Genomic DNA, 22,945 nt, shown 5'->3' with positions numbered 1-22,945 from the left:
GCGGACGCGTCAGGCCACGCGCCAGCAGGCGGTGTGCCAGTGCCTGCGATCCTCCACCGCCCGCTCGCCGAAGATGCTGTCGGCGCGCCACACGACGACGTGGGCGGTGCCGGGCTCGACGAGCAGCTCGCAGCCCGGGCAGCGGTAGGCCTTCTGCGCGTTCGCCGCGCTCATCGGCTGCACGTTCCACGCGAAGCCCATGCGCACCTCGGTCCTCAGGGTGCCGAGCATGATGCGGTCGACGTCGAGCGGCACGTGCTCCGCCGGTCGACGCCGCGACCGGCGCGCGGCCACGGGCTCAGTACCAGCCGACGGACTCGGAGTGGCCCCACGCGCCGCACGGCGTGCCGTAGCGGCCGGAGATGTAGCCGAGGCCCCACGAGATCTGCGTGACGGGGTTCGTCTGCCAGTCGGCGCCGGCCGTGGCCATCTTCGAGCCCGGGAGCGCCTGCGGGATGCCGTAGGCGCCGCTCGAGGCGTTGTGCGCGTAGACGTTCCAGCCGGACTCGCGCTGCCACAGCAGGTACAGGCACTGGTACTGGTCGTCGCCCCAGCCCCGCGCGAGGACCATGTCGCGCGCGATGGCCTGCGCCGAGCCGGGATCCGGCGCGGCCACGGCGGGCAGCGACGGCGCCGCAGCCGACGAGCCGGTGGACGCGGCCTGGGTGGGGGTCGGCGTGGGGGTCGGCGTCGGCGTGGGGCTCTCGACGAGCAGGTCGTCGCGCTGCACCGCATCGCCCGATCCCGTGACCTCGCCGATGCCCTGCGCGAGCGGGTTCTCGCTCTGCAAGCCCGAGTCCTCGGCGTACGTCGCGACGCTCGGGTCGACGAGGGAGACCGCGACGAAGGCGCTCGCGGCGACGAGCGCCGCGATCGACACGACGCCGCGCGTCCGCGTGCGGCGCGCAGGAGCATCGGTACGAGAGAACATGGGGATCGAGACTATCACGGGACGGTAACGACGCCCCACCCGCCCGGCCGTCGCCGGCCGCCTGCGCGCGTCGGTCAGCGCACGGCGAGCATGAGGGAGACGACGGAGTCGAGCACGAGGTCGACCTGGTCCTCGTCGTAGCCGCCGCGTTGCGCCTGGAACTGCACGGTGCGCACCTCGCGCGGCGTGATCTCCGGACCGTCCTCGAGGTAGTCGGCGAGGCGCGCGGCGAACGCATCGACCTCGGCGACGCGATAGCCCTTCGTGAGCGAGCCGACGCGGCGGAAGCGCTCGCCGTCCGGCCGCTTGAGGCGGGCGAGCGTCTCCTCCGCCTGCGCGCGGATCGACTCGAAGAACGCCGACTCGCCCTGCTCGGCGATGCCGCGCTCCCGCTCGCGATTCGCGAACGCCTCCTCGAGCCGCTCGAGCGCCGCGTCGACGTGCGCCGGCGAGTACCCCGACTTCGCCAGGGCGAACGACGCCTGCCGGATCTGGGACGAGTCGAGCGCCGTCGGCGAGTCGCTCGCGTACGCGCGGCGAGCATCCTCGAGGAAGTCCTCGACCTGCTCGATGTCGTAGCCGAGCTGCCCACGGCGGACCTTCGGGAACGTGGCGCTCATGCCTCGCATCCTCTCACGGTCGCCGTGCGTCGGCGTCGACGCACGGGCCTCACAACGCCGCCAGCCTGGCGATCTCGTAGAGCGCGTACATGACGACGGCGCTCGGCAGGCTCGAGTCGAGCCGGTCGAGGAAGCCGCCGTGCCCCGGCAGGAACGTGCCGATGTCCTTGATGCCGAGGTCGCGCTTGATGAGCGACTCGGCGAGGTCGCCGACGGTGGCCGTCGCGAGGATCAGGACGCCGATGATCGCGCCGTACCACCACGGCACGCCGAGCACGAGGATGCCGTAGGCGACGCCGGACGCGACGACGAGGATCGCCGCGCCGCCGAACCCCTCCCACGTCTTGCCGGGGCTGATGCGGGGCGCGAGCTTCGTCCGGCCGAAGAGGACGCCCGCGGCGAGCGCGCCGGTGTCGTTCACGACGGCGAGGACGAGGAAGCCGAGGGTCCACCACTCCCCGCCCGGCTGCGCGGTGAGGAGCACCGAGAACGCGCCGAGCACGCCGCAGTACGCGATGCAGAACGCGCCCGCGGCCATGTCGATCGCGACGGCGCGCGCGCCCGTGCGCGTCGCCGGAGCCACCGCCGCCTCGACGAGGCGGTACAGCGCGACGGCGCCGATCGCGATGAGCGTGCCGTACCACAGCCCGGCGGCACCCCACTGCCACGTCGCGACCTGCAGCGCGACGCCCAGCACCACGAGCGGCACGCGTGGCACGTCGCGGCCGGCGAAGCGCAGCGCGCTCGCGAGCTCGTAGAGCGTGAAGGCGACGAGGACGCTGCAGAGGATGACGTAGAGCCACTTGAACAGCAGCAGGCTCGCCAGCAGCAGCACGCCGAGGACGACGCCGAGGCCGATGGCGACGGGGAGGTTGCGACCCGCGCGCGCGTTGGCGCGCTCGTTCGCGGCCTCGATCTGCTCGCGCGCCGATGCGATCTGCGCCTGGATCTGCGCCTCGATCCGATGCGGGTCGCGCTCTGCCACGCGTGCCTCCGTGAACCGTGTCGCTCAGACCTCGAGCAGCTCGGCTTCCTTCTTCTTCAGCGCCTCGTCGATCTGGTCGACCGCGTGCTTCGTGATGGACTCGAGCTCCTTCTCGGCGCGGGCGATCTCGTCGTCGCCCACCTCGCCGGTGAGTGCGTCGAGGTCGCTCTTGGCCGAGCGGCGCACGTTGCGCACGGCGACGCGAGCCGTCTCGGCCTTGTCGCGCACGATCTTCACGTAGTCCTTGCGGCGGTCCGCCGTGAGCTCGGGCATCGTGATGCGGATGATCTGCCCGTCGTTGTTCGGCGACGCACCCAGGTGCGGCGCCGCGACGATGGCCTTCTCGATGTCCTTGAGCGCCGACTTGTCGAACGGCGTGATGACGAGCACGCGCGCCTCGGGCTGCTGGAAGCCCGCGAGCTGCACGAGCGGCGTCGGGGTGCCGTAGTACTCGACGAGCAGCTTCTGGAAGAGCGCCGGGTTGGCACGCCCTGCCGACACCGTCGCGAAGTCGTCCTTCGCGACCTCGACCGACTGGGACATCTTGTCCTTGGCCTCTGCCAGCACGTCGTTGATCATGGCGCCTCCATCCATCCGATCCAGTCTAGGTGCGAGCGCGGCTCAGCCGTGGACGACGGTGCCGATGCGCTCGCCGCGGATGGCGCGCGCGATGGCGTCGCCCTCCATGCCGAACACCAGCATCGGCATCGCGTTGTCCATGCAGAGGCTGAACGCCGTCGCGTCGACGATCTTGAGGCCGCGCACGAGCGCGTCCTGGTACGTGATGTCGTCGATGCGCGTCGCCGTCGGGTCCTGCTTCGGATCCGCCGTGTACACGCCGTCGACCCCGTTCTTGGCGACGAGCACCTCGTCGGCGCCGATCTCGAGCGCGCGCTGCGCGGCGACCGTGTCCGTCGAGAAGTACGGCAGGCCCGCGCCGGCGCCGAACACCACGACGCGGCCCTTCTCCATGTGCCGCTCGGCGCGCAGCGGGATGTACGGCTCCGCGACCTGCGTCATCTGGATCGCCGACTGCACGCGCGTCGCCGCGCCCGCCTGCTCGAGGAAGTCCTGGAGCGCGAGCGCGTTCATGACGGTGCCGAGCATGCCCATGTAGTCGGCACGACCGCGGTCCATGCCGCGCTGGGAGAGCTCGGCGCCGCGGAAGAAGTTGCCGCCGCCTACGACGATCGCGATCTCGACGTCCTTCGCCGCATCCGCGATCTGCGCCGCGATGCCCTGCACGACGTCGGGGTTCACGCCGAGCGATCCGCCGCCGAACGCCTCGCCGGAGAGCTTCAGGAGGACCCGTCGCCGGTTCGTGCGGGGGGCGTCGGTCATGTCAGCTCCGTCGGTCGTCGTGCCAAGCCGTCGACGAGCCTATCGTCTGGCGACCGGCCCGATCCGCGCCCGTTCGACGACACGACGAAGGGGGCCGGACGGATCCGGCCCCCTTCGTCGTGCGTCGTGCTGCAGGTCCGGCTACGCGCCGACCTTGAAGCGCGCGAACGACGTCACGGTGACGCCGGCGGCCTCGAGGACCTTGCCGACGGTCTGCTTGCTGTCGCGCGCGTAGTCCTGGTCGACGAGGACGATCTGCTTGAAGAAGCCCGTGAGGCGACCCTCGATGATCTTCGGCAGGGCGGCCTCGGGCTTGCCCTCGCCGAGCGCGATCTCGGTGACGAGCGCACGCTCCTTCTCGACCTGCTCGGCCGGCACGTCGTCGCGGCTGACGACCGTGGGGTCGAACATCGCGATGTGCTGCGCCACCGCGCGAGCGGTCTCGGCGTCGTCACCCTGGAAGGCGACGACGACGCCGACCTGCGGGGGCAGGTCCTTGCTCGTGCGGTGCAGGTAGGTGGCGAACGCGTCGCCCGTGAGGGTCGCGACCTTGGCGAGCTCGATCTTCTCGCCGATCGTCGCGGCCTGCTCCTCGATGACCTGCTGGACGGTCGAGCCCTCGGCGGGGGCCGCGAGGGCCTCCTCGAGGGTCGCCGAGCCGGCGGCGGCGACGGCGGCCACGACCTTGTCGGCGAGCGCGATGAACTTGTCGTTCTTCGCCACGAAGTCCGTCTCGCAGGCGAGCTGGATCATCGTGACCGAGCCGGTGCCCTCCGCGACGGCCACGAGGCCCTCGCTCGTGGTGCGGTCGGCGCGCTTCGCATTGCCCTTCGCGCCCTTGAGGCGCAGGATCTCGGTCGCCTTCTCGACGTCGCCACCGGCCTCCTCGAGGGCGGCCTTGGTGTCGGACATGCCGGTGCCGAGCTGCTCGCGCAGCGCCTTGAGGTCGGCGATGTTGACGGCCATGTGTCCCCTTACTTCGTCTCGGACGCGGTGGCGTCCGCGGTCTCGGCGGCGGCCTCGTCGGCAGCCTCCGTGGTCTCGGCGGTCTCGGCGGGCTCCGCAGCAGCCTCGGCCTCGACCGTCGCCTCCTCGGCGGCGGGCTCGGTCGCGGCGGCCTCGGCCTGCTCCGCGACGACCTCGGTGGTCTCGGGCGCGGCGGACTCGGTCGCGAGCAGCTCGCGCTCCCACTCGGCCATGGGCTCGGCCTCGTCGGTCGACGAGCCCTGGTGGCGCTCCATGAGGCCCTCGGCGGCGGCGTCGGCGATGATCTTCGTGAGCAGGCCCACCGAGCGGATCGCGTCGTCGTTGCCCGGGATCGGGTACTGCACGTCGTCGGGGTCGCAGTTCGTGTCGAGGATGGCGATGACCGGGATGCCCAGCTTCTTCGCCTCGTCGATCGCGAGGTGCTCCTTGTTCATGTCCACGACCCACAGCGCCGACGGCGTGCGCTGGAGGTTGCGGATGCCGCCGAGCGACTTCTGCAGCTTCGTGAGCTCGCGCTGCTTGAGCAGGAGCTCCTTCTTCGTGAAGCCCGAGCCCGCGACGTCGGCGTAGTCGATCTCCTCGAGCTCCTTCATGCGCGTGAGGCGCTTGGAGACCGTCTGGAAGTTCGTCAGCAGGCCGCCGAGCCAGCGCTGGTTCACGTAGGGCTGGTTGACGCGCGTCGCCTGCTCGGCGATCTGCTCCTGCGCCTGCTTCTTCGTGCCGACGAAGAGGATCGAGCCGCCGCGCGACACGGTCTCCTTGACGAAGTCGTACGCCTTGTCGATGTAGGCGAGCGACTGCTGGAGGTCGATGATGTAGATGCCCGAGCGCTCCGTGAAGATGAAGCGCTTCATCTTGGGGTTCCAGCGACGGGTCTGGTGCCCGAAGTGGACGCCGCTGTCGAGCAGCTGGCGAGTGGTGACGACGGCCATGAGCCATCTCCTGGTTCTCTTGCGGTTGCCGGAGCGGTCGGCGACCGCTCCCCTGGCGCCCTGCGCGACCTCCGCCGGCAGTGCCGGACCGTGGGAGGTCGTCGCGTCGTGGACGCGCGAAGTCACCCCGAGTCGGGGGTGCTCCGGCCATGCTACACGCTCGCAGGGTGGCGGCGGCGCGGCCGCCGCCTCCCCCACAGGCGGTGCCGCTCCCCAGGGAGGCTGCCGGCCGCGCGAACGAGCGCGCCGTCGGTGCATCGTCGCGGCATGCCCCGTCGCCTCCGTCGTCGCTCGCTCGCCGTCGTCCTCGTCGCCGTCGTGCTGCTGATGGCGCCGGCGCGGTGGGCGCCCGCCACGGCCGTCGCGGCCGAGGACGCCGACGCCCCCGCCTCGACGGCGGCGGACGTGCCGGAGTCGCTGCGCGGCTCGCTCGCGTGGCCCGTGCCGCGCGCCGCGGTGCTGCGCGCGTTCGCGGCGCCCTCCGCACCGTGGGGCGCGGGGCACCGCGGCATCGACGTCGCAGCGCTGCCGGGCACGACGGTCGCCGCCGCGACCGCGGGGACCGTCACCTTCGCGGGCACCGTCGTCGACCGGCCCGTCGTGACGATCCGCATGGAGGACGCGCCGTGGGAGGTGCTCGTCACGGTCGAGCCCGTGGCACCGAGCGTCGTCGCGGGCGACGTCGTCGCAGCGGGCGACCCCATCGGCGTGCTCGTCGGCGGCCATCGGCCGTGCGGGGCGTGCATCCACCTCGGCGTGCGCATCGACGGCGCGTACGCGAACCCCATGGGGTTGCTGGGCGCCGAGCGCGCCGTGCTGCTGCCGCTGGGCGCAGCGCCGTGACCGCTGCGGCTACGCGCGCGGGTGCGCGGTGCGATACGACGCGGTGAGGCGCTCGAGCGACACGTGCGTGTAGATCTGCGTCGTGCCGAGGCTCGCGTGGCCGAGCAGCTCCTGCACGGCCCGGAGGTCGGCGCCGCCGTCGAGCAGGTGCGTCGCGGCCGTGTGGCGCAGCGCATGCGGCCCGGCCGGGCCGGATCCGGGCACGTCCTCCAGCAGGCGCGCGACGAGCGCGTGCACCGCCCGCTGCCCCATCCGGCCCCCGCGCACCCCCAGCAGCAGCGCCCGCGTCTCGCGCCCCGTCGCGAGCGCGGGCCGCCCGAGGCGGATCCAGTCGTGCACGGCATCGAGGGCCGGCACGCCGAACGGGACGACGCGCTCCTTGGCGCCCTTGCCGAGCACGCGCACCGTGAGGCGCTCGAGGTCGACGTCGTCGACGTCGAGCCCGACGAGCTCGGACACGCGCAGGGCGCTCGCGTAGAGCAGCTCGACGATCGCGAGGTCGCGGCGCGCGACGGGATCGCCCGTCTCGGCCTCGACCGCCAGCCGCGCGACGATGCCGTCGATCGCGCCGCGGGAGAGGACGCGGGGCAGATGCGCCTCGCGCTTGGGGGTGCGCAGCCGCGCCGCGCCGATCGCGACGCCCTCGCGCTCGAGCCAGGCGCCGAGGCCGCGCGCGCTCGAGCTGCGGCGCGCGAGGGTCGAACGGGCGAGGCCGCGCTCGCTCGCCGCGTACAGCCAGTCGCGCAGCGTCTCGAGGTCGAGGGAGGCGACGTCGTCGATGCCGTGCGCCGTGCAGTGCTCGACGAGGCTGCGCAGGTCGGCGCCGTATGCGCGGACGGTGCGGGGGCTCGCGCCCCGCTCGCGTTCGAGATGCGCGAGGTAGGCGTCGACCGCCTCCTCGACGCGCATCGAACGCACGGGCGCCATGCGGGTCAGCGCTTCCTGCTGAAGCGCTCGACGCGCCCTGCGGCGTCGAGCGCCGCGAGTCGCGCGTGGAGGTCGGCGGGCAGGGGCGAGAGCGAGGGATGCGCGCGGCCGGGCACGACCGAGTGCGCGACGGTATGCGGGTAGACCTCGAGGAGGTTGGCGGACTGCGCCGCGTCGATGCCCTGGAACGCCGTGGGCCCCGCGGCGAGGTCGTCGGCGTACGAGGTGGCGTTCGCGAGGATCACGGGGATGCCGGCGAACGTGCCCGAGCCGTTGACGTGGAGGTGCCCCGAGAGGATCGCGCGCACGTCGCTGCCGGCGAGCACCTCGGCGAGGCGCCGCTCGTCCTGGAACTCGAGCACCTGCATGATGCGGGCGCGATATGGCAGCGGCGGGTGGTGCATGACGAGCAGCGTGCCGTGCTGGGCGGGCTCGGCGAGCACGTCGGCGAGCCACTGCGCCTGCCCGTCGTCGAAGCCGCCGTGGTGGAAGCCGGGAAGGCTCGAGTCGAGCGAGACGATGCGCAGGCCGCCGACGTCGTGCACGTGGTCGTACGGCGCCGCCTCGTCGATGTCGTGCAGCGCGCGCCACATGGGCCCGCGCTCGTCGTGGTTGCCCGCCGCGTACACGACCCGCGCGCCCATCCGGGCGGCGACGGGCTCGACGAGCTCGCGCAGCAGCGCGTAGGCCTCGGGCTCGCCGAGGTCGGTGCAGTCGCCGGAGACGACGAGCGCATCGGCGGTCGGCGCCGCGAGCTCGAGGCGCTCGAGCACGCTGCGCAGGTGCTCGGCCGTGTCGATCGCACCGCCGAGCAGCGCGCCGCCGGCGAGCAGATGCGTGTCGCTCACGTGGGCGACGACGTGCGTCGGGGCGGGATGCTGACCCAGTCCGTCGTGCATGGACCCAAGGCTAGGACGCACCCACCGTCATCCCGGGGCGGCTCGCGGCCCGTGGTCCGCGGCGCGTGGGCCGAGCATCGCTCACGTCGTGCCGCACACTGTGGTCATGGACTCCGCACTGACGACGATCGGGCTGCCGGTCGCCCTCGGCATCATCATGTTCGGCCTCGGCCTCGGCCTCACGCCGGCCGACTTCGCTCGGGTCGCGCGGCATCCGCGCGCCGTCGTCGTGGCGCTCGCATGCCAGCTGCTCGTCCTGCCCGCGATCTGCCTCGGGCTCGTCGCCCTCTTCCAGCTGCCGCCGCTGCTCGCGGTCGGCATGATGATGCTCGCCGCCTCGCCGGGCGGCACGGTCGCGAACCTCTACAGCCACCTCTTCCGCGGCGACGTCGCGCTCAACATCTCGCTCACGGCCATCAACTCGATCATCGCCGTCGTGACGCTGCCGCTCATCACGAACCTCGCGATCGCGATCTTCGACCCGTTCGACGACCAGCTCGGCCTCCAGCTCTCGAAGACGGTCGAGGTGTTCCTCGTCGTGCTCGGTCCTGCGGCGCTCGGCATGCTCGTGCGGCGGCTGAGCCCGACGTTCGCCGACCGCATGGACGTGCCGGTGCGCATCGGATCCTTCGTGGTGCTCGTGGTGGTCATCGCCGGCGCCGTGATCTCGAACTGGGCGATCCTCGTCGAGAACGTCGCGAGCCTCGCCGGCATCACGGCGCTGTTCTGCCTGCTGAGCCTCGCCGTCGGCTACCTCGCGCCGCGCTGGCTCGGCGTCGGGCAGCGCCAGGCGGTCGCATCGTCGTTCGAGATCGGCATCCACAACGCCGTGCTCGCGATCGTCATCGCGCAGACGGTCCTCGGCTCGATCGAGGTGAGCCTGCCCGCCGGCGTCTACGGCGTGCTCATGCTCTTCATCGCAGGCGGCTTCGGCCTGCTCATCCGCGGTCGCGGGTCGGCGATCGCTGCGAGGCCCACCGCGTCCGCCTAGCGACGCGCGGGCGCTCGAGCCTCGTCGAGCACCGCCGCGACGTCCGCGACGACGCGGCACGCGTCGCGGTCGTCGCCGACGTGCAGCCGGATCGCCGCGCGACGCACGAGCCGCTCGAGCTCCGCAGCGTCGCGCTCGGGCAGCCCGGCGAGCAGCGCCCCCTCGCTCGCCGCGACCGCGTCGCGCAGCGCGGCGAGCGTGCGCGCGCCCGCATCCGTGAGCGCGCACAGCTGCGCACGGCGATCGCTCGGGTCGACGCGACGCTCGACGAGCCCCGCGTCGACGAGGTCGTCGACGACGTACGTGAGCACGGTGCGGTCGATGCCGAGGTGCGCGGCGAGCGCACCCTGCCGCGGCGTGGCGCCCTCCAGGGTCTGCAGGATCTGGAAGCCGCGCGGGCCGTGCGGCACCGACGCCGTCGCCGCCTGCGCGCGGCGCTGCCACTCGCGGAACAGCACGCCGAGCGACCAGCCCAGCTCGAGGTCCTCCGCCATGGCTCCAGGGTAGCGGGAATGCGCGGCACAGCAGATAGGTTGTCTCACAACACGATTCGAGGAGGCTTCCGTGGACCACGGGCACCCGCTGCGGCTGGGGACGTTCATCACGCCGAGCGCGGCGCATCCCGAGCGCGTCGTCGCGCTCGCGCAGATCAGCGAGGACGCGGGCTTCGACCTCGTCACGTTCCAGGACCATCCGTACCAGTCGGCGTTCCTCGACACGTGGACGCTGCTGACGTACGTCGCGGCCGAGACCGAGCGCGTGCACCTCTCCCCCAACGTGCTGAACCTGCCGCTGCGCCCCGCACCCGTCACGGCGCGCGCGGCTGCATCGCTCGACCTGCTCTCTGGCGGGCGGCTCGAGCTCGGCATCGGGGCCGGCGGGTTCTGGGACGCGATCGCCGCGATGGGTGGCCGGCGTCTGAGCATCGCCGAGTCGATCGACGCCCTGCGGGAGGGCATCGGCGTCATCCGCGACCTGTGGGACGTCGACGCGCGCGGTCCGGTGCGCGGCGGCGAGCACTACCCGGTGGCAGGGGCCAAGCGCGGCCCGGAGCCCGCGCATCGCATCCCGATCCACGTCGGCGCTTACAAGCCCCGCATGCTGCGGCTCACCGGCGAGGTCGGCGACGGTTGGCTCCCCTCCCTGCCCTACCTGCAGCCCGGCGACGTCGCCGCGGGCAACGCGCGCATCGACGCGGCCGCGACGGCGGTCGGGCGGGATCCGAGCGAGATCCAGCGCCTCCTCAACATCCGCGGCGACGAGCCGCTCGACGAGCTCGTGCGACTCGCGCTCGAGGACGGTGTCTCGACGTTCATCGTCATGGGCGACGACGAGCGCGTGCTGCGCGGCTTCGCCGAGGGCACGGGCGCCGCGCTGCGCGAGACCGTCGCCGCCGCGCGCGCGGCGGCCGGCACGCGCGCCCCCGGCCGATCCGCCGTCGCGCTCGCGGCACGCCGCGAGGGCATCGCGTACGACGAGCTGCCCGAGTCGCTGCGCGATCGCGCCATCGAGCCGGGCGACGTCGGCTACGCACGCGTGCGCTCCGGAGCCATGCGCGGGGGCTCGCCGGGCCTGGTCCTGCAGCCGAGGACGGTCGAGGAGGTCGTCGACGCCGTCGCCGTCGCCCGCGCCCATCCGCACGTGCCGCTCGGCGTGCGCTCGGGCGGGCACGGCATCAGCGGGCGATCGACGAACGACGGCGGGCTCGTGATCGACGTGGGTGCGCTCGACGCCATCGAGGTCGTCGACGAGGCCGAGCGCATCGTGCGCATCGGGCCGGGAGCGCGCTGGGTCGAGGTCGCCGCCGCGCTCGCGCCGCACGGCTGGGCGATCTCGAGCGGCGACTACGGCGGGGTCGGCGTCGGCGGGCTCGCGACCGCCGGCGGCGTGGGCTTCCTGGGACGCGAGCACGGGCTCACGATCGACAACGTCGTCGGTGCCGAGGTCGTGCTCGCCGACGGATCCGTCGTGCGCGCCTCGGCGACCGAGCGGCCGGAGCTGCTCTGGGCGATCCGCGGCGCCGGCGCCAACGTCGGCATCGTGACGTCCTTCGACATCCGCGCCGCGGAGGTCGGGCAGGTCGGCTTCGCGCAGCTCGCCTTCCAGGTCGACGACGTCGCGCGGTGGCTCGAGGCGTTCGGCGCGACGATGGAGGCGACGCCGCGCGACACGACGCTCTTCGCCATCCTCGGCCGCGGCCGGCCGGGCGAGCCTGCGATCGCCCAGGTGATGGGCGTCGTCGACTCCGCCGATCCCGACACGATCCTCGAGCGGCTGAACGCCTTCGCGGCGCTCGCGCCGCTCGTGAGCCAGCAGGTGACGCTCGCGACCTACGACCAGGTCATGGCCGCGTTCGAGGGCGAGCATCGGGGCGTCGGCGAGCCGACGTTCCGCTCGGCGCTCGTGCGCTCCCTGGGCGGCGAGGTCGCGCGCCGGTCCGCGGCGCTCGTGGGCTCGGGCTCGGCCCCGTGGTTCCAGATCCGCTCGATGGGCGGTGCGATCGGCGACCTCGCGCCCGACGAGACGGCGTTCGCGCATCGCGACGCGGGCTTCTCCATCACCGCGATCGGCAGGTCGGGCACGTTCGACGCGCTCTGGCGCGACCTCGAGGAGGTGTCGGAGGGGCTGTACCTCAGCTTCGAGCAGCGCACGGATCCGGCGCTCCTCGAGCGCGCCTTCCCGCCGCCGACCCTCGCGCGGCTGCGTGCGATCAAGACCGAGGTGGACCCGACGGGGCTCTTTCGCGACAACTTCTTCGTGGGCGTCCCCGCCGCATCGGCGAGCGATGCGACCGCGTCGGGGTCGACGCGGGCGGCGTGAGCGCTCAGCGGGAGGACCGCACCCATCCCGCTCCCCGCTGCTCGACCGCGCCGGAGAGGTCGAGCAGCCCGAGCGTCGCGCGCACCTGAGCGATCGACATGCCGGCGCGCGCGGCGAGGTCGTCGACGTCGCGCGGCTGCCGCACGCTCAGCGCATCGAGCACGCGCGTCTCGTCGGCGCCGACGCGAGCCGCGAGCCCCTGCGGCTCGGCGTCGCCGTCGACGAGCGCCCGCATCTCGTCGGCACCCTGCACGAGCTGCGCGCCGTAGTCGCGGATGAGGCGGTGGCATCCCGCGCTCGCACCGCTCGTCACGGGACCGGGCACGGCGCCGAGCGGTCGCCCGAGCGTCGCGGCGTGGCCGGCGGTGTTGATGGATCCGGAGCGCACGCTCGCCTCGACGACGACCGTCGCCTGCGCGAGCGCGGCGATGAGCCGATTGCGCGCGAGGAACCGCCAGCGCGAGGGCGTCGAGCCGCACGGCACCTCCGCCACGAGGGCTCCCTCGCGCTCGACGCGACGCAGGAGGTCGTCGTTGCCGGGCGGGTAGAGCCGATCGAGCCCGCCTGCCATGACGGCGATCGTCGTGCCGCCGATTGCCATCGTCGCTCGATGCACGCACGCGTCGATGCCGTACGCCGCGCCCGACACCGTCGCGAAGCCGTGCCGCACGAGGCCCTCGACGGCCTCCATCGCGACGTGCTCGCCGTAGCCGCTCGCGGCGCGGGAGCCGACGAGGGCGATCGAGCGGTCGAGCTCCACGAGCGCCGCGAGCGATCCGCGCACCCACAGGGCCGCAGGCGCGTGCGGGCCCAGGTCGTCGAGGCCGATCGGCCACTCGGCGGCGACCGGGCTCAGCAGCGTCTGCCCCCACGCCGCGCCCTGCTCGAGCGCGCGGCGGACGCGGGCGTCGTCGAGCCGCGGGCGCCAGCGGTCGACCGCGGCATCCATGTGCCGCACGAGGTCGGGCGCGGCCTCGCCCGCCTCTGCGAGCCAGCGCGAGGGCGCTGCGCCGTCGACGAGGAGCTCGAGCGCGCGGACGTCGCCGAGCGCCTCGCGCGCCGCGCCTGCCACGGCGTCGCCGGGCTCGGGGATGCACGACCACGCCGCGGCGGCGAACAGGCGCAGCACGGTCTCATCGTCGGCAACGGCGAGGCTCGGCGGCGCGACGCCGGCGACGAGCTCGCGCAGCACACCCTCCGGCAGTCGGAACCTGGTCACGTCGGGACCCCCTGTCGGTAGAAGAGCGCGCGGCCGACGTGCTCGCGCGCGACGGGCTCGTCGTCGAGGTCGGCCACGGTGTGCGCGACGCGCAGCGTGCGGTCGTAGCCGCGCATCGAGATCGCGCCGCGCGCGAGCGCATCGTCGAGCGGCGCGACGACGTCGGGCGGCAGCGGATGCGTCCGGCGCAGCCACGGGCCGTCGACCTGCCCCATCGCGCGCCAGGGCGTGCCGCGCAGGCGATGCGCAGCCCGCTCGCGCGCCGCGGCGACGCGCTGCCGTGCGACGTGCGTGGAGGTGCGCGGCTCGTCGGCGCGCATCGCCGCCTCGACCGGGCGCACTCGATCGACCGTGACCTGCAGGTCGACGCGGTCGAGGAGCGGCCCCGACAGCCGACCGAGGTAGCGCCGCCGCTGCTGGGGCGCGCAGCGGCACTGGCCCGTGCCGTGCTGGCCGCACGGGCACGGATTGGCGGCGAGCACGAGCTGGAACGCCGCGGGGAAGACGGCGGTCGCAGCCGAGCGGTGGATCTCGATGAGCCCCGACTCCAGCGGCTCCCGGAGGCCGTCGAGCACGACGCGCGAGAACTCGGGGCTCTCGTCGAGGAAGAGCACGCCGTGGGAGGCGCGCGAGACGGCGCCCGGACGGATGAGCGCACCGCCGCCGCCCACGAGCGCGCCCGCGGTCGCCGAGTGATGCGGCGCCTCGAACGGCGGCGTGCGGTCGAGCGACGCGCACGCGATGCCCGAGAGCGACCGCATGGAGGCGACGTCGAGCGCCTGCCCCACGTCGAGCTCGGGCAGCAGACCCGGCAGGCGCGACGCGAGCATCGTCTTGCCGGCGCCCGGCGGGCCGAGCATGAGCATGTGGTGCGCGCCTGCCGCCGCGACCTGCAGCGCCTCGACGGCGTGGAGGTTGCCGATGACGTCGGCGAGGTCGGGCACGGCACGCGGCGCCTCGGGCGGCACGCGCAGCGTCGCCGGCTCCACCGGCACCGGCTCGACGTCGGCGCCGAGGGCGATGGCCGCCTCGCGCAGGCTCGCGACGGCGCGCACCCGCACGCCCTCGACGAGGGATGCCTCGTCGGCGTTCGCATGCGGCACGAGCACCTCGTCGGCGCCGTCGAGCGCGGCGGCGCGCACGAGCGGCAGCACGCCGCGCAGCGGCTGCAGGCGGCCGTCGAGGCCGAGCTCGCCGAAGAGGGCCGCGTCGCGCTCGGCCGGCACGACGCCGATCGCGCGCAGCACGGCGATCGCCATCGGCAGGTCGAGGTGCGTGCCGGCCTTCGGCAGCGACGCGGGCGTGAGGTTGATGACGACGCGGGTCGAGGGGAACTCGAAGCCGGACGTCTCGATCGCCGACTGCGTGCGGTGCTGCGCCTCGCGGATGGCGGCGTCGGGCATGCCGACGACGCGCACGCTCGGGAGCCCGCTCGCGACGTCGACCTCGACGTCGACGCGGCGCCCCGCGAGCCCCTGCAGCGCGACGGTGCGGGCGGCGCCGACGACGCGCAGGATCGCCGTCATCGGATGCCCCGCACGTGCTCGAGGCGCATGGGCTCGTCGGAGGGGGCATCGACCGCGATCGCGTCGAGCCGCATGGGGCCGCGCACGTCGCGCGCCTGCATCCACAGCGTCGCGAGCGTGCGGAGGCGGCGGACCTTGTCGCGCGTGATGGCCTCGAGCGGATGCCCGAAGCGGCGACCCCGACGAGTCTTCACCTCGACGAACACCCACGTGACGCCGTCGCGGGCGACGACGTCGAGCTCGCCGTGACGGCAGCGCCAGTTCCGGTCGACGATGCGCATGCCGGCCCGCCGCAGCAGGTCGGCGGCGGCGTCCTCGCCGTCTCGTCCGAGTCGATCCTTGGGATGCATGCCGAGCATCCCACCGCGCACGCCCGTCGGCGGGCGCCCGGCGACCACCCGACTCGGGTCGGATGCTCCGCACGCCCGCCTGGGAGGGACGCGTGGGCCGCGTCAGATCGTGACGCCGGGCTCGGGCGTCACCCATTGCACGAGCTGCCAGACGATGCCGTTGGCGTCGAGGTACTGGCAGTAGCGCTCGCCCCACGGCTCGGTCTCGGGCGGCGTCGCGACCGTCGCGCCCTCGGCGACGATGCGTGCGTGCTCGGCGTCGAGATCGTCGACGACGAAGGCGAGCAGCAGGCCGTCGCGCACGCTGCCCGCGTGCGACCGCGGGCGGAACGACGCCAGTCCCTCGCGGAGGAGGACGATGTTCGCACCGCCGTCCTGGTGCGCGAGCGAGATGACGCCGTCGGCCGTCATGACGCGCGCGAACCCCAGGTGGCGGGTGGCGAAGTCGGCCGACGCCTGCGGATCGGGCACGGTGAGGGACAGGGCGGTGGCGGTGATCCTCATGGGGCTCCTCGTCTCGAGCGAATACCTTGTGCGATGTACAAGGTATTACGCTGGAGCTGCATTCCCGACGCGCAAGACGCGCACGTCCCCGAAGGAGCAGCCGTGGCACGAGCCCTCGTCGACCTGCTCTGGCGCGACCATCCAATGGCTCCGGGCAGGGGCGCTCGAGGACCCCGTGCGAAGGCGACCACCGACGCGGTCGTGGAGGCGGCGATCGCCCTCGCCGACCGCGACGGCATCGACGCCGTCACGATGCGCGCGCTCGCCGCCGCCGCCGGCGTCACCGGCACCGCCGTCTACACGCACGTGCCATCGAGGGACGACCTGCTCGTGCTCATGGTCGACGCCGTGCGCGCGAACCGCAGCCATCCGTCTCTCGCCGGCGCGACCTGGCGCGACCGCGTGCGTGCCCTCGCCGAGCACCATCGCGCCGAGCACCTCGCGCATCCCTGGCTGCTCGACGTCGACGACCAGCGCTCCGCGATCGGACCGGGCACGATCGCCGCCTACGACCACGACCTCCATGCCTTCGACGACCTCGGTCTCGACGACGTCGCCCGCGACGCGGCGCTCGCCTTCGTGATCGACGCGGCGCGCGCCTCGGCGCGAGCGCTCCGCGCAGAGCGGACGGCGGCCGACGCGGGCGCGACCTGGGCCGCGTCCGCCGAGCGGCTCGCCGCCTACGTCGGCGACGCGCATCCGCTCGCTCGGCGTGTGGGCGCCGCGGCGGGCGCGCAGATGGGGGCTCCGGCGAGCGCCGAGCACGCCTGGGCGTTCGCGCTCGCGCGCGTGATCGACGGGCTGGCCGCGCTCGTCGACCCGGCCTGAGCGACCGGCGCGGACCGCGACGCCGAAGGCGTCAGCCCTCGATCGCGAGGTCCTTCGGCAGCTCGAGGTCGCGGTCCGAGAGCTCCTCGACGTTGACGTCCTTGAACGTCAGGATGCGCACGTTCTTCACGAACCGGTCGGCGCGGTAGATGTCCCACACCCACACGTCGGTGAGCTCGAGCTCGAAGTAGAAGTCGTTGCCCGCGTCCTGCCGCGTCAGCCTCACGTCGTTCGCGAGGTAGAAGCGGCGCTCCGTCTCGATGACGTAGCGGAACGTGCCGACGACGTCGCGGTACTCGCGGAAGAGCTGCAGCTCGACCTCGCGGTCGTAGTCGTCGATGTCCTCTGGCTCCACGTCGTCGATCCTACGCGGCGACGGAGGCGGCCGCGGCACCGCCGGCCTTGAGCCACGTGCGCCGATGGAGCCTCGTGGGTCCGAGCGCGCGGATGCCGTCCATGTGCACGGCGGCGGCGTAGCCCTTGTTCGAGGCCCAGCCGTAGCCGGGGTGCTCGGCGTCGTGCGCGACCATGAGCGCGTCCCGCTCGACCTTCGCGACGCACGCGGCACCGGCGACCGAGGCGCAGTCGCGGTCGGCCTTCGGGCGCAGCGTGATCGCCAGCGGGCGTCGCAGCCGCGGGCTCAGCCAGTCGTGGGAGCCGTCGAGGAGCAGCGCGCTCGCGACGACGTCGACGCCCGCGGCGTGCAGCTCCTCGAGCGCACGACGGCCGGCGAGCGCGAGCGCGGCCATGATGCCGACGGCGTCGATCTCGGCAGCCGAGGCGTGGCCGACGGCGGCGACGCCCCATGCGCGCACGAGCGGGGCGGTGCGCTCGCGCGACCTCGCCGTCATCGCCTTCGAGTCGCGCAGCCCCTCCGGCACCGCGTCGCATCGGGCGAGCGCGAACGCGCCGACCGTCACGGGGCCGGCGAGCGCACCGCGGCCGACCTCGTCCATGCCGATCACGAGCGGACGCTCGTCCCACAGCGTGCGCTCGACCTCGAGGGTCGGCTCGACGATCATCGTCGCGACCCGATCACTCGCCGCCGGCGCCCACGCCCGAGTACACCTCGTCGTGGTCGTCGATCCATTGCCAGCGCGACACGGGCCAGGAGACGACGATCGCGCGGCCGACGACGTCGGAGATCGGCACGAAGCCGCCCGTCGGGTCGTCCATGTGCGCGCGGGAGTCGGCGGAGTGGTAGCGGTTGTCGCCCATGACCCAGAGGTGTCCCTCGGGCACCGTGACGTCGAAGTCGGTGCCGGAGGCGGGCAGCCCCTCCTGGTCGAGCGTGACGTAGGCGCTCTCGTCGATCGGCACGCCGTTGATCGTCAGCTGGCCGAAGTCGTTGCAGCACACCACGTGATCGCCCGGCAGGCCGATGACGCGCTTGATGAGGTAGCCATGGCTGTCGTCGGGTGCGAGGCCCACGAACGTCAGGAACCAGTCCACGGCGCCGGCGACGCCGTCGGGCTGGTCGACCTGCGGCGCAGGCAGCCAGCCGTCGGGATCCTCGAAGACCACGACGTCGCCGCGCTCGAGCTGCACGAGATCGGGCGTCAGCAGGCTCACGATGACGCGATCGTCGACCTCGAGCGTGTCGGCCATCGACGGCGACGGGATGTAGAAGGGCCGCACGAGGAACGTCTTCACGAGGAACGAGATGACGAGCGCCGCGAGGAAGATGACCGCGAGGTCTCGAAGGAACAGGACGATCGTCCTGGATCCGCGCCCGTCGGCCTTCGTCGCCATGTCCCGCCCTTCGCCAGCCTCCAAGCCTAGGTGCCGCTCGCGTGCACGAGCGACGACGCGAGCATGCATCCGCCCACTTCGTTGCGCGATCGTGCTGTTCGAGCGTCGCTCATGTCCTCGGCGCTGGACGGCGCCGTGCGGACACGACGAAGGGGACCGGCGAACCGGTCCCCTCGCATCGAGATCTCGCGTCGACGATCAGGCGTCGCGCTTCTCCTTGATCTTCGCAGCCTTGCCGCGCAGGCCACGCAGGTAGTAGAGCTTCGCGCGACGCACGTCGCCCTTCGAGACGACCTCGATCTTCTCGATGACGGGCGAGTGCACGGGGAACGTGCGCTCGACGCCGACCTGGAACGACACCTTGCGCACCGTGAAGGTCTCGCCGATGCCGCGGCCCTGGCGCGCGATCACGTGGCCCTGGAAGATCTGCACACGCGAGCGCGAGCCCTCGACGATGTTGACGTGGACCTTCACGTTGTCGCCTGGGCGGAAGTCGGGGACGTCCGAGCGCAGCGAGGCTGCGTCGAGCTGGTCGAGGATGTGCATGATCGTTCGCAATCCGCGGCCGCCACAGGTCGACCGCTCTTCAGGAGTGGATGTTCGGGTGCGCCTGCTCGCTCCCCTGTGGCAGAGGATGCGCATGGCACAAGTGCCAATCCTGCCATACGCGGCAGGCGGTCGCCACCCGACGGGCGCCGTCAGCCGCCGGGACCGCGCTCGATGCGGATGGTCGTGCCGGCCTGCGGACCCGTGGCGCGCTCGAACACGGCGTCCGACGCGACGATGGGGCGCCCGGCCGCCTCGTCGACGAACGCCTGCACGCGCGCGCGGGTCTCGAGCAGCAGCATCCGCAGCTGCACCCAGGCGATGGCGAAGCCGCCGAGGATCACGAGGAGCCCGAGCACCGCGGCGAGCGCGTTCGACGCCGTGAGGGCGCCCGCTCCGACGAGCGTCGTGAGCGCGCTGCCCGCACCCGCGCCGGAGCCGTCGACGACGAGCATGCCGAGCACGACGATCGCGAGCAGCCAGGGACCGACGACGCGCACGTCGTGCCACGTCGTCGCCCGCGGTCCGCGCACCTCCTTGCGAGCGAACGTGAGTCCCGCGACGACGGCGATCTGCACCGCCAGGAACGGGGCGAGCAGGCCGAGCGGCACGAGCGCCTGTGCGAGCGGCGCCCCGAAGAGGCCGCGCCCGACGAGCACCCACGCCGGCAGCACGACGACCGAGGCGATCATGATCCACAGGAACGCGCGGCGCATGGCGCGAGCGTAGCGAGCGGCGTCGGCGACGCGCCCGTGCGTTCGCTCGCAGCGGGCTATGAGGCCATGGGGTCCGTGGGATCGGCGGACGGCGGCAGCAGGTCGGGCCGCACGCGTCGCGTCCGCTCGATCGCCTGCTCGCGCCGCCAGGCGGCGACGCGGCCGTGGTCGCCGGAGCGCAGCACCTCCGGCACGTCGAGGCCGCGCCACGTCGCGGGCTTCGTGTAGCTCGGATGCTCGAGCAGGCCGTCGCTGTGGCTCTCCTCGACGATCGACTCCGGATTGCCGACCATGCCGGGCACGAGGCGGGTGATGGCCTCGAGCATCGCGACGACGGCGACCTCGCCGCCGTTCAGCACGTAGTCGCCGAGGCTCAGCTCGCGCACGCGCGCACGGGTCGCGACGTGCTCGGCGACGCGCGCGTCGATGCCCTCGTAGCGTCCGCAGGCGAAGACGAGGTGCGATGCGCCGGCGAGCTCGTGCGCGATCGCCTGCGTGAACCGCTCCCCGCGGGCGACGGGAAGACGACGACGGTCTCGGCGGACGCCTCGTCGGCCGCGAGCACGGCGTCGAGCGCCTCGCCCCACGGCTCGGGCTTCATGACCATGCCCGCCCCGCCGCCGTAGGGGGTGTCGTCGACCGTGCGATGCCGGTCATGGGTGTGCTCGCGCAGGTCGTGGACGTGCGTCTGGACGATGCCGCGCTGCCGACCACGTCCGAGCAGCGAGACGTCGAGCACCGAGAAGAACTCGGGGAAGATCGTGACGACGTCGACGCGCACGTCAGTCCTTCGAGGCGGTCGCCTCGGATGCGGGCTGCGCCGGGGCGTCGTCCTCCGGAGCGTCCTGCGCCGACGCCTCCGCGGCGTCGTCCGTCGCCGGGGCGTCGTCGCCCGCATCCTCGCCGAGGTCCGCGCGGCGCGCGGCGCCCTGCGGCTCGGGCTCGGCATCCGCGGGATCCGGGTCCTCGAAGAGCCCGCCGGGCGGGGTGATCTCGATGCGGCCGCGCTGCAGGTCGACGACCGGCACGAACGCGCGCACGAACGGCAGCAGCACCTCCGTGTCGCCGTTGGCGATGACGAGCAGGTCCTGCGCCGGCATGGGGTCGATGCGCGCGATGCGCCCGACCATGACGCCGTCGCGCCACACCTCGAGGTTCGCGAGCTGGTGCTGGTACCAGGCGTCCGGCTCGCTCGGCAGCTCCGTGGCGTCCTGCTCGACCCACAGCACGGCCTTCACGAGCGTCTCGGCCTCGGTGCGATCGTCGATGCCCTCGAAGAAGCCGACCGGGTTGCCGTTGAACACCTTGAAGTCGGTGAGGCGCAGCGTCTTGCGGTGCCACTTCGACGAGGTCGGCACCTGCAGCGAGAACTCGGCACCGGGCACGAAGCGACGCTCCGGCTCGTCGGTGTAGAGCTCGATCTTCAGCGCACCCTTGAGCCCGTGCGCCTTCGTGAGGCGGCCGACGCGCAGCTGGGTGCGCGTGCGCTCAGGAATCGGTGTCCACCACGTCGACGCGGACGCGGCGCCCCTGCGCGAGCGCACCGACGACGGTGCGCAGCGCGGTCGCGGTACGGCCTCCACGGCCGATGACGCGGCCGAGGTCCTCGGGTGCACGCGCACCTCGAGGACCTCGCCGCGGGGGGTCTCGCGGGACGCCACGGCGACCTCGTCCGGGCGATCCACGATGCCCTTGACGAGGTGCTCCAGCGCCGCCACGAGCATGGGCTACTCGCCCTTGGTCTCGGCGTCGCCCTCGGCGGGCGTCGCGTCGGCAGCGTCCTCGGCCGGCGCCTCGGCAGCGTCGTCGGCGGGAGCCTCGGCGGGCTCCTCCGCCTTCTTCTCCGCCTTCGGCTTCAGCACGGGCGCCTTCTTCTCGTCGGCGACGAACTGCGCCTTGCCCTCGGGCTGCTGCACGGTCGAGACCGCGTTCTCGTCGCCCTGGAACCGGCCCCAATCGCCCGTGAGCTTGAGGATCGCGGCGACCTGCTCGGTCGGCTGCGCGCCGACGCCGAGCCAGTACTGCGCACGCTCGCCGTCGACCTCGATGCGCGAGGGGTTCTCGGTCGGGTGGTAGAGGCCGATCTCCTCGATCACGCGGCCGTCGCGCTTGGTGCGCGAGTCGGCGACGACGATGCGGTAGTAGGGCGCGCGCATCTTGCCGAAGCGCTTGAGTCGGATCTTGACAGCCACAGTTCTCCTGGTGGTTCTCGTGAGGTGTGTGCACCCCTCGGGCCGCGGCGGGGACGCGGGGAGGGAAGGCGGTGGGAGCCTGCGCCGCCCGGTAGAGGGTGGGTGGAGCGGACTCGACCCACCATTCTGGCATACCTGCGCGGTCGATCGCGTCCCGTGACGCGCGTCCCGCATCCGCGGGAGCGCGCGCCCGTACGCTGGCGCCATGGACTTCGCCCTCTCCGCACGCGGCACCCTCGGCGTCGAGTGGGAGCTGCAGCTCGTCGACCGCTCGACGCGCGACCTCGCGCCCGTCGCGCCCGCCGTGCTCGCTCGCATCGGCGACGGCCGGGTGAAGGGCGAGTTCCTGCAGAACACCGTCGAGCTCGTCACCGGCATCCACGACTCGACGCAGGCCGCGATCGACGAGGTGCGCGAGCTGCGCGACCTCGTGGTGGAGGCGGCGGATGCGGAGGGCGTCGACGTCATCGGCTCGGGCACGCATCCGACGGCGCAGTGGCGCGGCCAGCCCGTCACCGACTCCCCCAGGTACCGCAGGCTCATCGAGCACGGCGGATCCTGGGCGGAGCGGCTGCTCATCTTCGGGGTGCACACGCACGTCGGCCTCGACCGCCCGGAGCGCCAGGCCATCCCCGTGCTGCACGCGCTGCTCGACCACCTGCCGCTCATCCTCGCCCTGTCGGCGTCGAGCCCCTACTGGGCCGGCCACGACTCCGGCTACGCGTCGCAGCGGGCGATGCTCTTCCAGCAGATCCCGAACGCGGGCCTGCCGCCCGAGATGCCCGACTGGGCCACGTGGGAGCGCGTCGCCCACGATCTCGTGCACGTCGGCGCGGCGGACGGGCTCACGGAGCTGCGATGGGACGTGCGGCCGTCGCCGCGACTCGGCACCGTCGAGGCGCGCATCGCCGACGGCGCACCGTCCCTCGCGCACGTGCACGCCGTGACGGCGCTGACCCACTGCCTCGTCGAGGAGCGCCTGCGGGCGATCGACGAGGGCACGGCGCCGGAGCGCATCCCCTCGTGGCTCGTCCGC

Annotated in this window: 26 protein-coding genes and 3 pseudogenes; 5 read left to right on the top strand and 24 right to left on the bottom strand. The window is 73.3% G+C overall.

From position 1 onward, the window contains the following. Window positions 1-9: 9 nt before the first annotated feature. The 8 genes from C1N71_RS05680 to rpsB all read right to left on the bottom strand — a co-directional run bounded on the left by C1N71_RS05680 (window position 10) and on the right by rpsB (window position 5,796). Window positions 10-231, bottom strand: a complete 222-nt coding sequence (locus C1N71_RS05680; protein WP_137757213.1) for a hypothetical protein — start codon at window positions 229-231, stop codon at window positions 10-12. A 67-nt stretch (window positions 232-298) separates the two neighbouring features. Beyond that, the gene (locus C1N71_RS05675) at window positions 299-931 is read right to left on the bottom strand and encodes a lytic transglycosylase domain-containing protein (RefSeq protein ID WP_137755521.1); all 633 of its coding nucleotides are present in this window, start codon (window positions 929-931) and stop codon (window positions 299-301) included. A gap of 74 nt (window positions 932-1,005) precedes the next feature. After that, window positions 1,006-1,551: a DivIVA domain-containing protein gene (locus C1N71_RS05670; protein WP_137755520.1), complete on the bottom strand. Its 546-nt coding sequence runs from the start codon at window positions 1,549-1,551 to the stop codon at window positions 1,006-1,008. A 49-nt stretch (window positions 1,552-1,600) separates the two neighbouring features. Further along, window positions 1,601-2,536 carry a phosphatidate cytidylyltransferase gene (locus C1N71_RS05665; protein ID WP_254678116.1) on the bottom strand — a complete coding sequence of 312 codons (936 nt, stop codon included), beginning with the start codon at window positions 2,534-2,536 and terminating at the stop codon, window positions 1,601-1,603. Between the two features lie 24 nt (window positions 2,537-2,560). Continuing rightward, window positions 2,561-3,115: a ribosome recycling factor gene (gene frr / locus C1N71_RS05660; RefSeq protein WP_137757211.1), complete on the bottom strand. Its 555-nt coding sequence runs from the start codon at window positions 3,113-3,115 to the stop codon at window positions 2,561-2,563. Window positions 3,116-3,157: 42 nt separating this feature from the next. Continuing rightward, the gene (pyrH, locus tag C1N71_RS05655) at window positions 3,158-3,877 is read right to left on the bottom strand and encodes a UMP kinase (protein WP_137755519.1); all 720 of its coding nucleotides are present in this window, start codon (window positions 3,875-3,877) and stop codon (window positions 3,158-3,160) included. Between the two features lie 141 nt (window positions 3,878-4,018). Beyond that, entirely contained in the window at window positions 4,019-4,843 is an 825-nt protein-coding gene (gene tsf, locus C1N71_RS05650) for a translation elongation factor Ts (protein ID WP_137755518.1), read from the bottom strand. A gap of 8 nt (window positions 4,844-4,851) precedes the next feature. Beyond that, on the bottom strand, window positions 4,852-5,796 hold the full coding sequence (gene rpsB, locus C1N71_RS05645; protein WP_137755517.1) for a 30S ribosomal protein S2: 945 nt from the start codon (window positions 5,794-5,796) through the stop codon (window positions 4,852-4,854). Window positions 5,797-6,063: 267 nt separating this feature from the next. Here rpsB and C1N71_RS05640 point away from each other — a divergent pair, with 267 nt between their 5' ends. Then, on the top strand, window positions 6,064-6,639 hold the full coding sequence (locus tag C1N71_RS05640) for a peptidoglycan DD-metalloendopeptidase family protein (RefSeq protein ID WP_137755516.1): 576 nt from the start codon (window positions 6,064-6,066) through the stop codon (window positions 6,637-6,639). A 9-nt stretch (window positions 6,640-6,648) separates the two neighbouring features. On the opposite strand, the gene C1N71_RS05635 is transcribed toward C1N71_RS05640, so the two are convergent. After that, the gene (locus tag C1N71_RS05635) at window positions 6,649-7,566 is read right to left on the bottom strand and encodes a tyrosine recombinase XerC (RefSeq protein ID WP_254678115.1); all 918 of its coding nucleotides are present in this window, start codon (window positions 7,564-7,566) and stop codon (window positions 6,649-6,651) included. Window positions 7,567-7,571: 5 nt separating this feature from the next. After that, window positions 7,572-8,465 carry a metallophosphoesterase gene (locus tag C1N71_RS05630; RefSeq protein WP_137755515.1) on the bottom strand — a complete coding sequence of 298 codons (894 nt, stop codon included), beginning with the start codon at window positions 8,463-8,465 and terminating at the stop codon, window positions 7,572-7,574. 106 nt (window positions 8,466-8,571) lie between these two features. On the opposite strand from C1N71_RS05630, the gene C1N71_RS05625 reads away from it, so the two are divergent. Beyond that, the gene (locus C1N71_RS05625; protein WP_254678114.1) at window positions 8,572-9,456 is read left to right on the top strand and encodes a bile acid:sodium symporter family protein; all 885 of its coding nucleotides are present in this window, start codon (window positions 8,572-8,574) and stop codon (window positions 9,454-9,456) included. Here the strand turns inward: C1N71_RS05625 and C1N71_RS05620 are convergent. After that, window positions 9,453-9,950: a MarR family winged helix-turn-helix transcriptional regulator gene (locus tag C1N71_RS05620; protein WP_175414118.1), complete on the bottom strand. Its 498-nt coding sequence runs from the start codon at window positions 9,948-9,950 to the stop codon at window positions 9,453-9,455. The genes C1N71_RS05625 and C1N71_RS05620 overlap by 4 nt on opposite strands. A 70-nt stretch (window positions 9,951-10,020) precedes the next feature. Here C1N71_RS05620 and C1N71_RS05615 point away from each other — a divergent pair, with 70 nt between their 5' ends. After that, window positions 10,021-12,276 carry an LLM class flavin-dependent oxidoreductase gene (locus tag C1N71_RS05615; protein ID WP_137755512.1) on the top strand — a complete coding sequence of 752 codons (2,256 nt, stop codon included), beginning with the start codon at window positions 10,021-10,023 and terminating at the stop codon, window positions 12,274-12,276. A gap of 4 nt (window positions 12,277-12,280) precedes the next feature. Here the strand turns inward: C1N71_RS05615 and C1N71_RS05610 are convergent, their stop codons facing one another. From C1N71_RS05610 to C1N71_RS05595, 4 genes are all read right to left on the bottom strand, one after another. Continuing rightward, complete coding sequence (locus C1N71_RS05610) at window positions 12,281-13,495, bottom strand: DNA-processing protein DprA (RefSeq protein ID WP_254678113.1); 1,215 nt, start codon at window positions 13,493-13,495, stop codon at window positions 12,281-12,283. Continuing rightward, window positions 13,492-15,021, bottom strand: a complete 1,530-nt coding sequence (locus C1N71_RS05605; RefSeq protein ID WP_137755511.1) for a YifB family Mg chelatase-like AAA ATPase — start codon at window positions 15,019-15,021, stop codon at window positions 13,492-13,494. The genes C1N71_RS05610 and C1N71_RS05605 overlap by 4 nt, the downstream gene beginning before the upstream one ends. Beyond that, entirely contained in the window at window positions 15,018-15,371 is a 354-nt protein-coding gene (locus C1N71_RS05600; protein WP_137755510.1) for a YraN family protein, read from the bottom strand. The genes C1N71_RS05605 and C1N71_RS05600 overlap by 4 nt, the downstream gene beginning before the upstream one ends. Window positions 15,372-15,473: 102 nt before the next feature. After that, a complete protein-coding gene (locus tag C1N71_RS05595) occupies window positions 15,474-15,875 on the bottom strand; it encodes a VOC family protein (protein ID WP_137755509.1) in 402 nt (133 codons plus the stop codon). Between the two features lie 102 nt (window positions 15,876-15,977). Here C1N71_RS05595 and C1N71_RS05590 point away from each other — a divergent pair, with 102 nt between their 5' ends. After that, window positions 15,978-16,703, top strand: a complete 726-nt coding sequence (locus C1N71_RS05590) for a TetR/AcrR family transcriptional regulator (protein WP_137755508.1) — start codon at window positions 15,978-15,980, stop codon at window positions 16,701-16,703. A 31-nt stretch (window positions 16,704-16,734) separates the two neighbouring features. Here C1N71_RS05590 and C1N71_RS05585 read toward each other — a convergent pair whose 3' ends face one another. The 9 genes and pseudogenes from C1N71_RS05585 to rpsP all read right to left on the bottom strand — a co-directional run bounded on the left by C1N71_RS05585 (window position 16,735) and on the right by rpsP (window position 21,909). After that, window positions 16,735-17,058 (bottom strand): DUF2469 domain-containing protein, encoded by a 324-nt coding sequence (locus C1N71_RS05585; protein ID WP_137755507.1) that lies wholly within the window; start codon window positions 17,056-17,058, stop codon window positions 16,735-16,737. Window positions 17,059-17,068: 10 nt separating this feature from the next. Then, window positions 17,069-17,725, bottom strand: coding sequence for a ribonuclease HII (locus C1N71_RS05580; protein ID WP_137755506.1), 657 nt, complete (start codon window positions 17,723-17,725; stop codon window positions 17,069-17,071). A 13-nt stretch (window positions 17,726-17,738) separates the two neighbouring features. Continuing rightward, the gene (lepB, locus tag C1N71_RS05575; RefSeq protein WP_137755505.1) at window positions 17,739-18,455 is read right to left on the bottom strand and encodes a signal peptidase I; all 717 of its coding nucleotides are present in this window, start codon (window positions 18,453-18,455) and stop codon (window positions 17,739-17,741) included. A 198-nt stretch (window positions 18,456-18,653) separates the two neighbouring features. Continuing rightward, window positions 18,654-19,001, bottom strand: coding sequence for a 50S ribosomal protein L19 (gene rplS / locus C1N71_RS05570; protein WP_137755504.1), 348 nt, complete (start codon window positions 18,999-19,001; stop codon window positions 18,654-18,656). 152 nt (window positions 19,002-19,153) lie between these two features. Further along, window positions 19,154-19,717: a hypothetical protein gene (locus C1N71_RS05565; protein ID WP_137755503.1), complete on the bottom strand. Its 564-nt coding sequence runs from the start codon at window positions 19,715-19,717 to the stop codon at window positions 19,154-19,156. A 56-nt stretch (window positions 19,718-19,773) separates the two neighbouring features. Further along, window positions 19,774-20,615 (bottom strand): annotated as a pseudogene (gene trmD, locus C1N71_RS05560) (tRNA (guanosine(37)-N1)-methyltransferase TrmD). After that, window positions 20,500-21,261: a ribosome maturation factor RimM gene (rimM, locus tag C1N71_RS05555; RefSeq protein ID WP_441297168.1), complete on the bottom strand. Its 762-nt coding sequence runs from the start codon at window positions 21,259-21,261 to the stop codon at window positions 20,500-20,502. The pseudogene trmD and the gene rimM overlap by 116 nt, the downstream one beginning before the upstream one ends. Continuing rightward, window positions 21,206-21,441, bottom strand: a pseudogene (locus C1N71_RS15285) (RNA-binding protein). The gene rimM and the pseudogene C1N71_RS15285 overlap by 56 nt, the downstream one beginning before the upstream one ends. 3 nt (window positions 21,442-21,444) lie before the next feature. Then, complete coding sequence (rpsP, locus tag C1N71_RS05550) at window positions 21,445-21,909, bottom strand: 30S ribosomal protein S16 (protein ID WP_137755501.1); 465 nt, start codon at window positions 21,907-21,909, stop codon at window positions 21,445-21,447. A gap of 205 nt (window positions 21,910-22,114) precedes the next feature. On the opposite strand from rpsP, the pseudogene C1N71_RS15280 reads away from it, so the two are divergent. Then, window positions 22,115-22,933, top strand: a pseudogene (locus C1N71_RS15280) (YbdK family carboxylate-amine ligase); the annotation flags it as partial. Between the last annotated feature and the right edge of the window lie 12 nt (window positions 22,934-22,945).

The sequence above is a fragment of the Agrococcus sp. SGAir0287 genome, assembly GCF_005484985.1.
GTDB lineage: Bacteria > Actinomycetota > Actinomycetes > Actinomycetales > Microbacteriaceae > Agrococcus.
The sequence above is the reverse complement of the archived record's forward strand: the minus strand, read 5'-3'. Positions and strand labels throughout refer to the sequence as shown.

Coding starts and splice junctions, on each gene's coding strand:
- C1N71_RS05565 (WP_137755503.1), bottom strand. CDS start 19,717: ATGCGCCGCGCGTTCCTGTGGATCATGATCGCCTCGGTCGTCGTGCTG.
- lepB (WP_137755505.1), bottom strand. CDS start 18,455: ATGGCGACGAAGGCCGACGGGCGCGGATCCAGGACGATCGTCCTGTTC.
- C1N71_RS05595 (WP_137755509.1), bottom strand. CDS start 15,875: ATGAGGATCACCGCCACCGCCCTGTCCCTCACCGTGCCCGATCCGCAG.
- C1N71_RS05675 (WP_137755521.1), bottom strand. CDS start 931: ATGTTCTCTCGTACCGATGCTCCTGCGCGCCGCACGCGGACGCGCGGC.
- pyrH (WP_137755519.1), bottom strand. CDS start 3,877: ATGACCGACGCCCCCCGCACGAACCGGCGACGGGTCCTCCTGAAGCTC.
- tsf (WP_137755518.1), bottom strand. CDS start 4,843: ATGGCCGTCAACATCGCCGACCTCAAGGCGCTGCGCGAGCAGCTCGGC.
- C1N71_RS05630 (WP_137755515.1), bottom strand. CDS start 8,465: ATGCACGACGGACTGGGTCAGCATCCCGCCCCGACGCACGTCGTCGCC.
- C1N71_RS05580 (WP_137755506.1), bottom strand. CDS start 17,725: ATGATCGTCGAGCCGACCCTCGAGGTCGAGCGCACGCTGTGGGACGAG.
- C1N71_RS05640 (WP_137755516.1), top strand. CDS start 6,064: ATGCCCCGTCGCCTCCGTCGTCGCTCGCTCGCCGTCGTCCTCGTCGCC.
- frr (WP_137757211.1), bottom strand. CDS start 3,115: ATGATCAACGACGTGCTGGCAGAGGCCAAGGACAAGATGTCCCAGTCG.
- C1N71_RS05635 (WP_254678115.1), bottom strand. CDS start 7,566: ATGGCGCCCGTGCGTTCGATGCGCGTCGAGGAGGCGGTCGACGCCTAC.
- C1N71_RS05600 (WP_137755510.1), bottom strand. CDS start 15,371: ATGCATCCCAAGGATCGACTCGGACGAGACGGCGAGGACGCCGCCGCC.
- C1N71_RS05670 (WP_137755520.1), bottom strand. CDS start 1,551: ATGAGCGCCACGTTCCCGAAGGTCCGCCGTGGGCAGCTCGGCTACGAC.
- C1N71_RS05620 (WP_175414118.1), bottom strand. CDS start 9,950: ATGGCGGAGGACCTCGAGCTGGGCTGGTCGCTCGGCGTGCTGTTCCGC.
- C1N71_RS05680 (WP_137757213.1), bottom strand. CDS start 231: ATGCTCGGCACCCTGAGGACCGAGGTGCGCATGGGCTTCGCGTGGAAC.
- C1N71_RS05605 (WP_137755511.1), bottom strand. CDS start 15,021: ATGACGGCGATCCTGCGCGTCGTCGGCGCCGCCCGCACCGTCGCGCTG.
- C1N71_RS05625 (WP_254678114.1), top strand. CDS start 8,572: ATGGACTCCGCACTGACGACGATCGGGCTGCCGGTCGCCCTCGGCATC.
- rplS (WP_137755504.1), bottom strand. CDS start 19,001: ATGCACATCCTCGACCAGCTCGACGCAGCCTCGCTGCGCTCGGACGTC.
- rpsB (WP_137755517.1), bottom strand. CDS start 5,796: ATGGCCGTCGTCACCACTCGCCAGCTGCTCGACAGCGGCGTCCACTTC.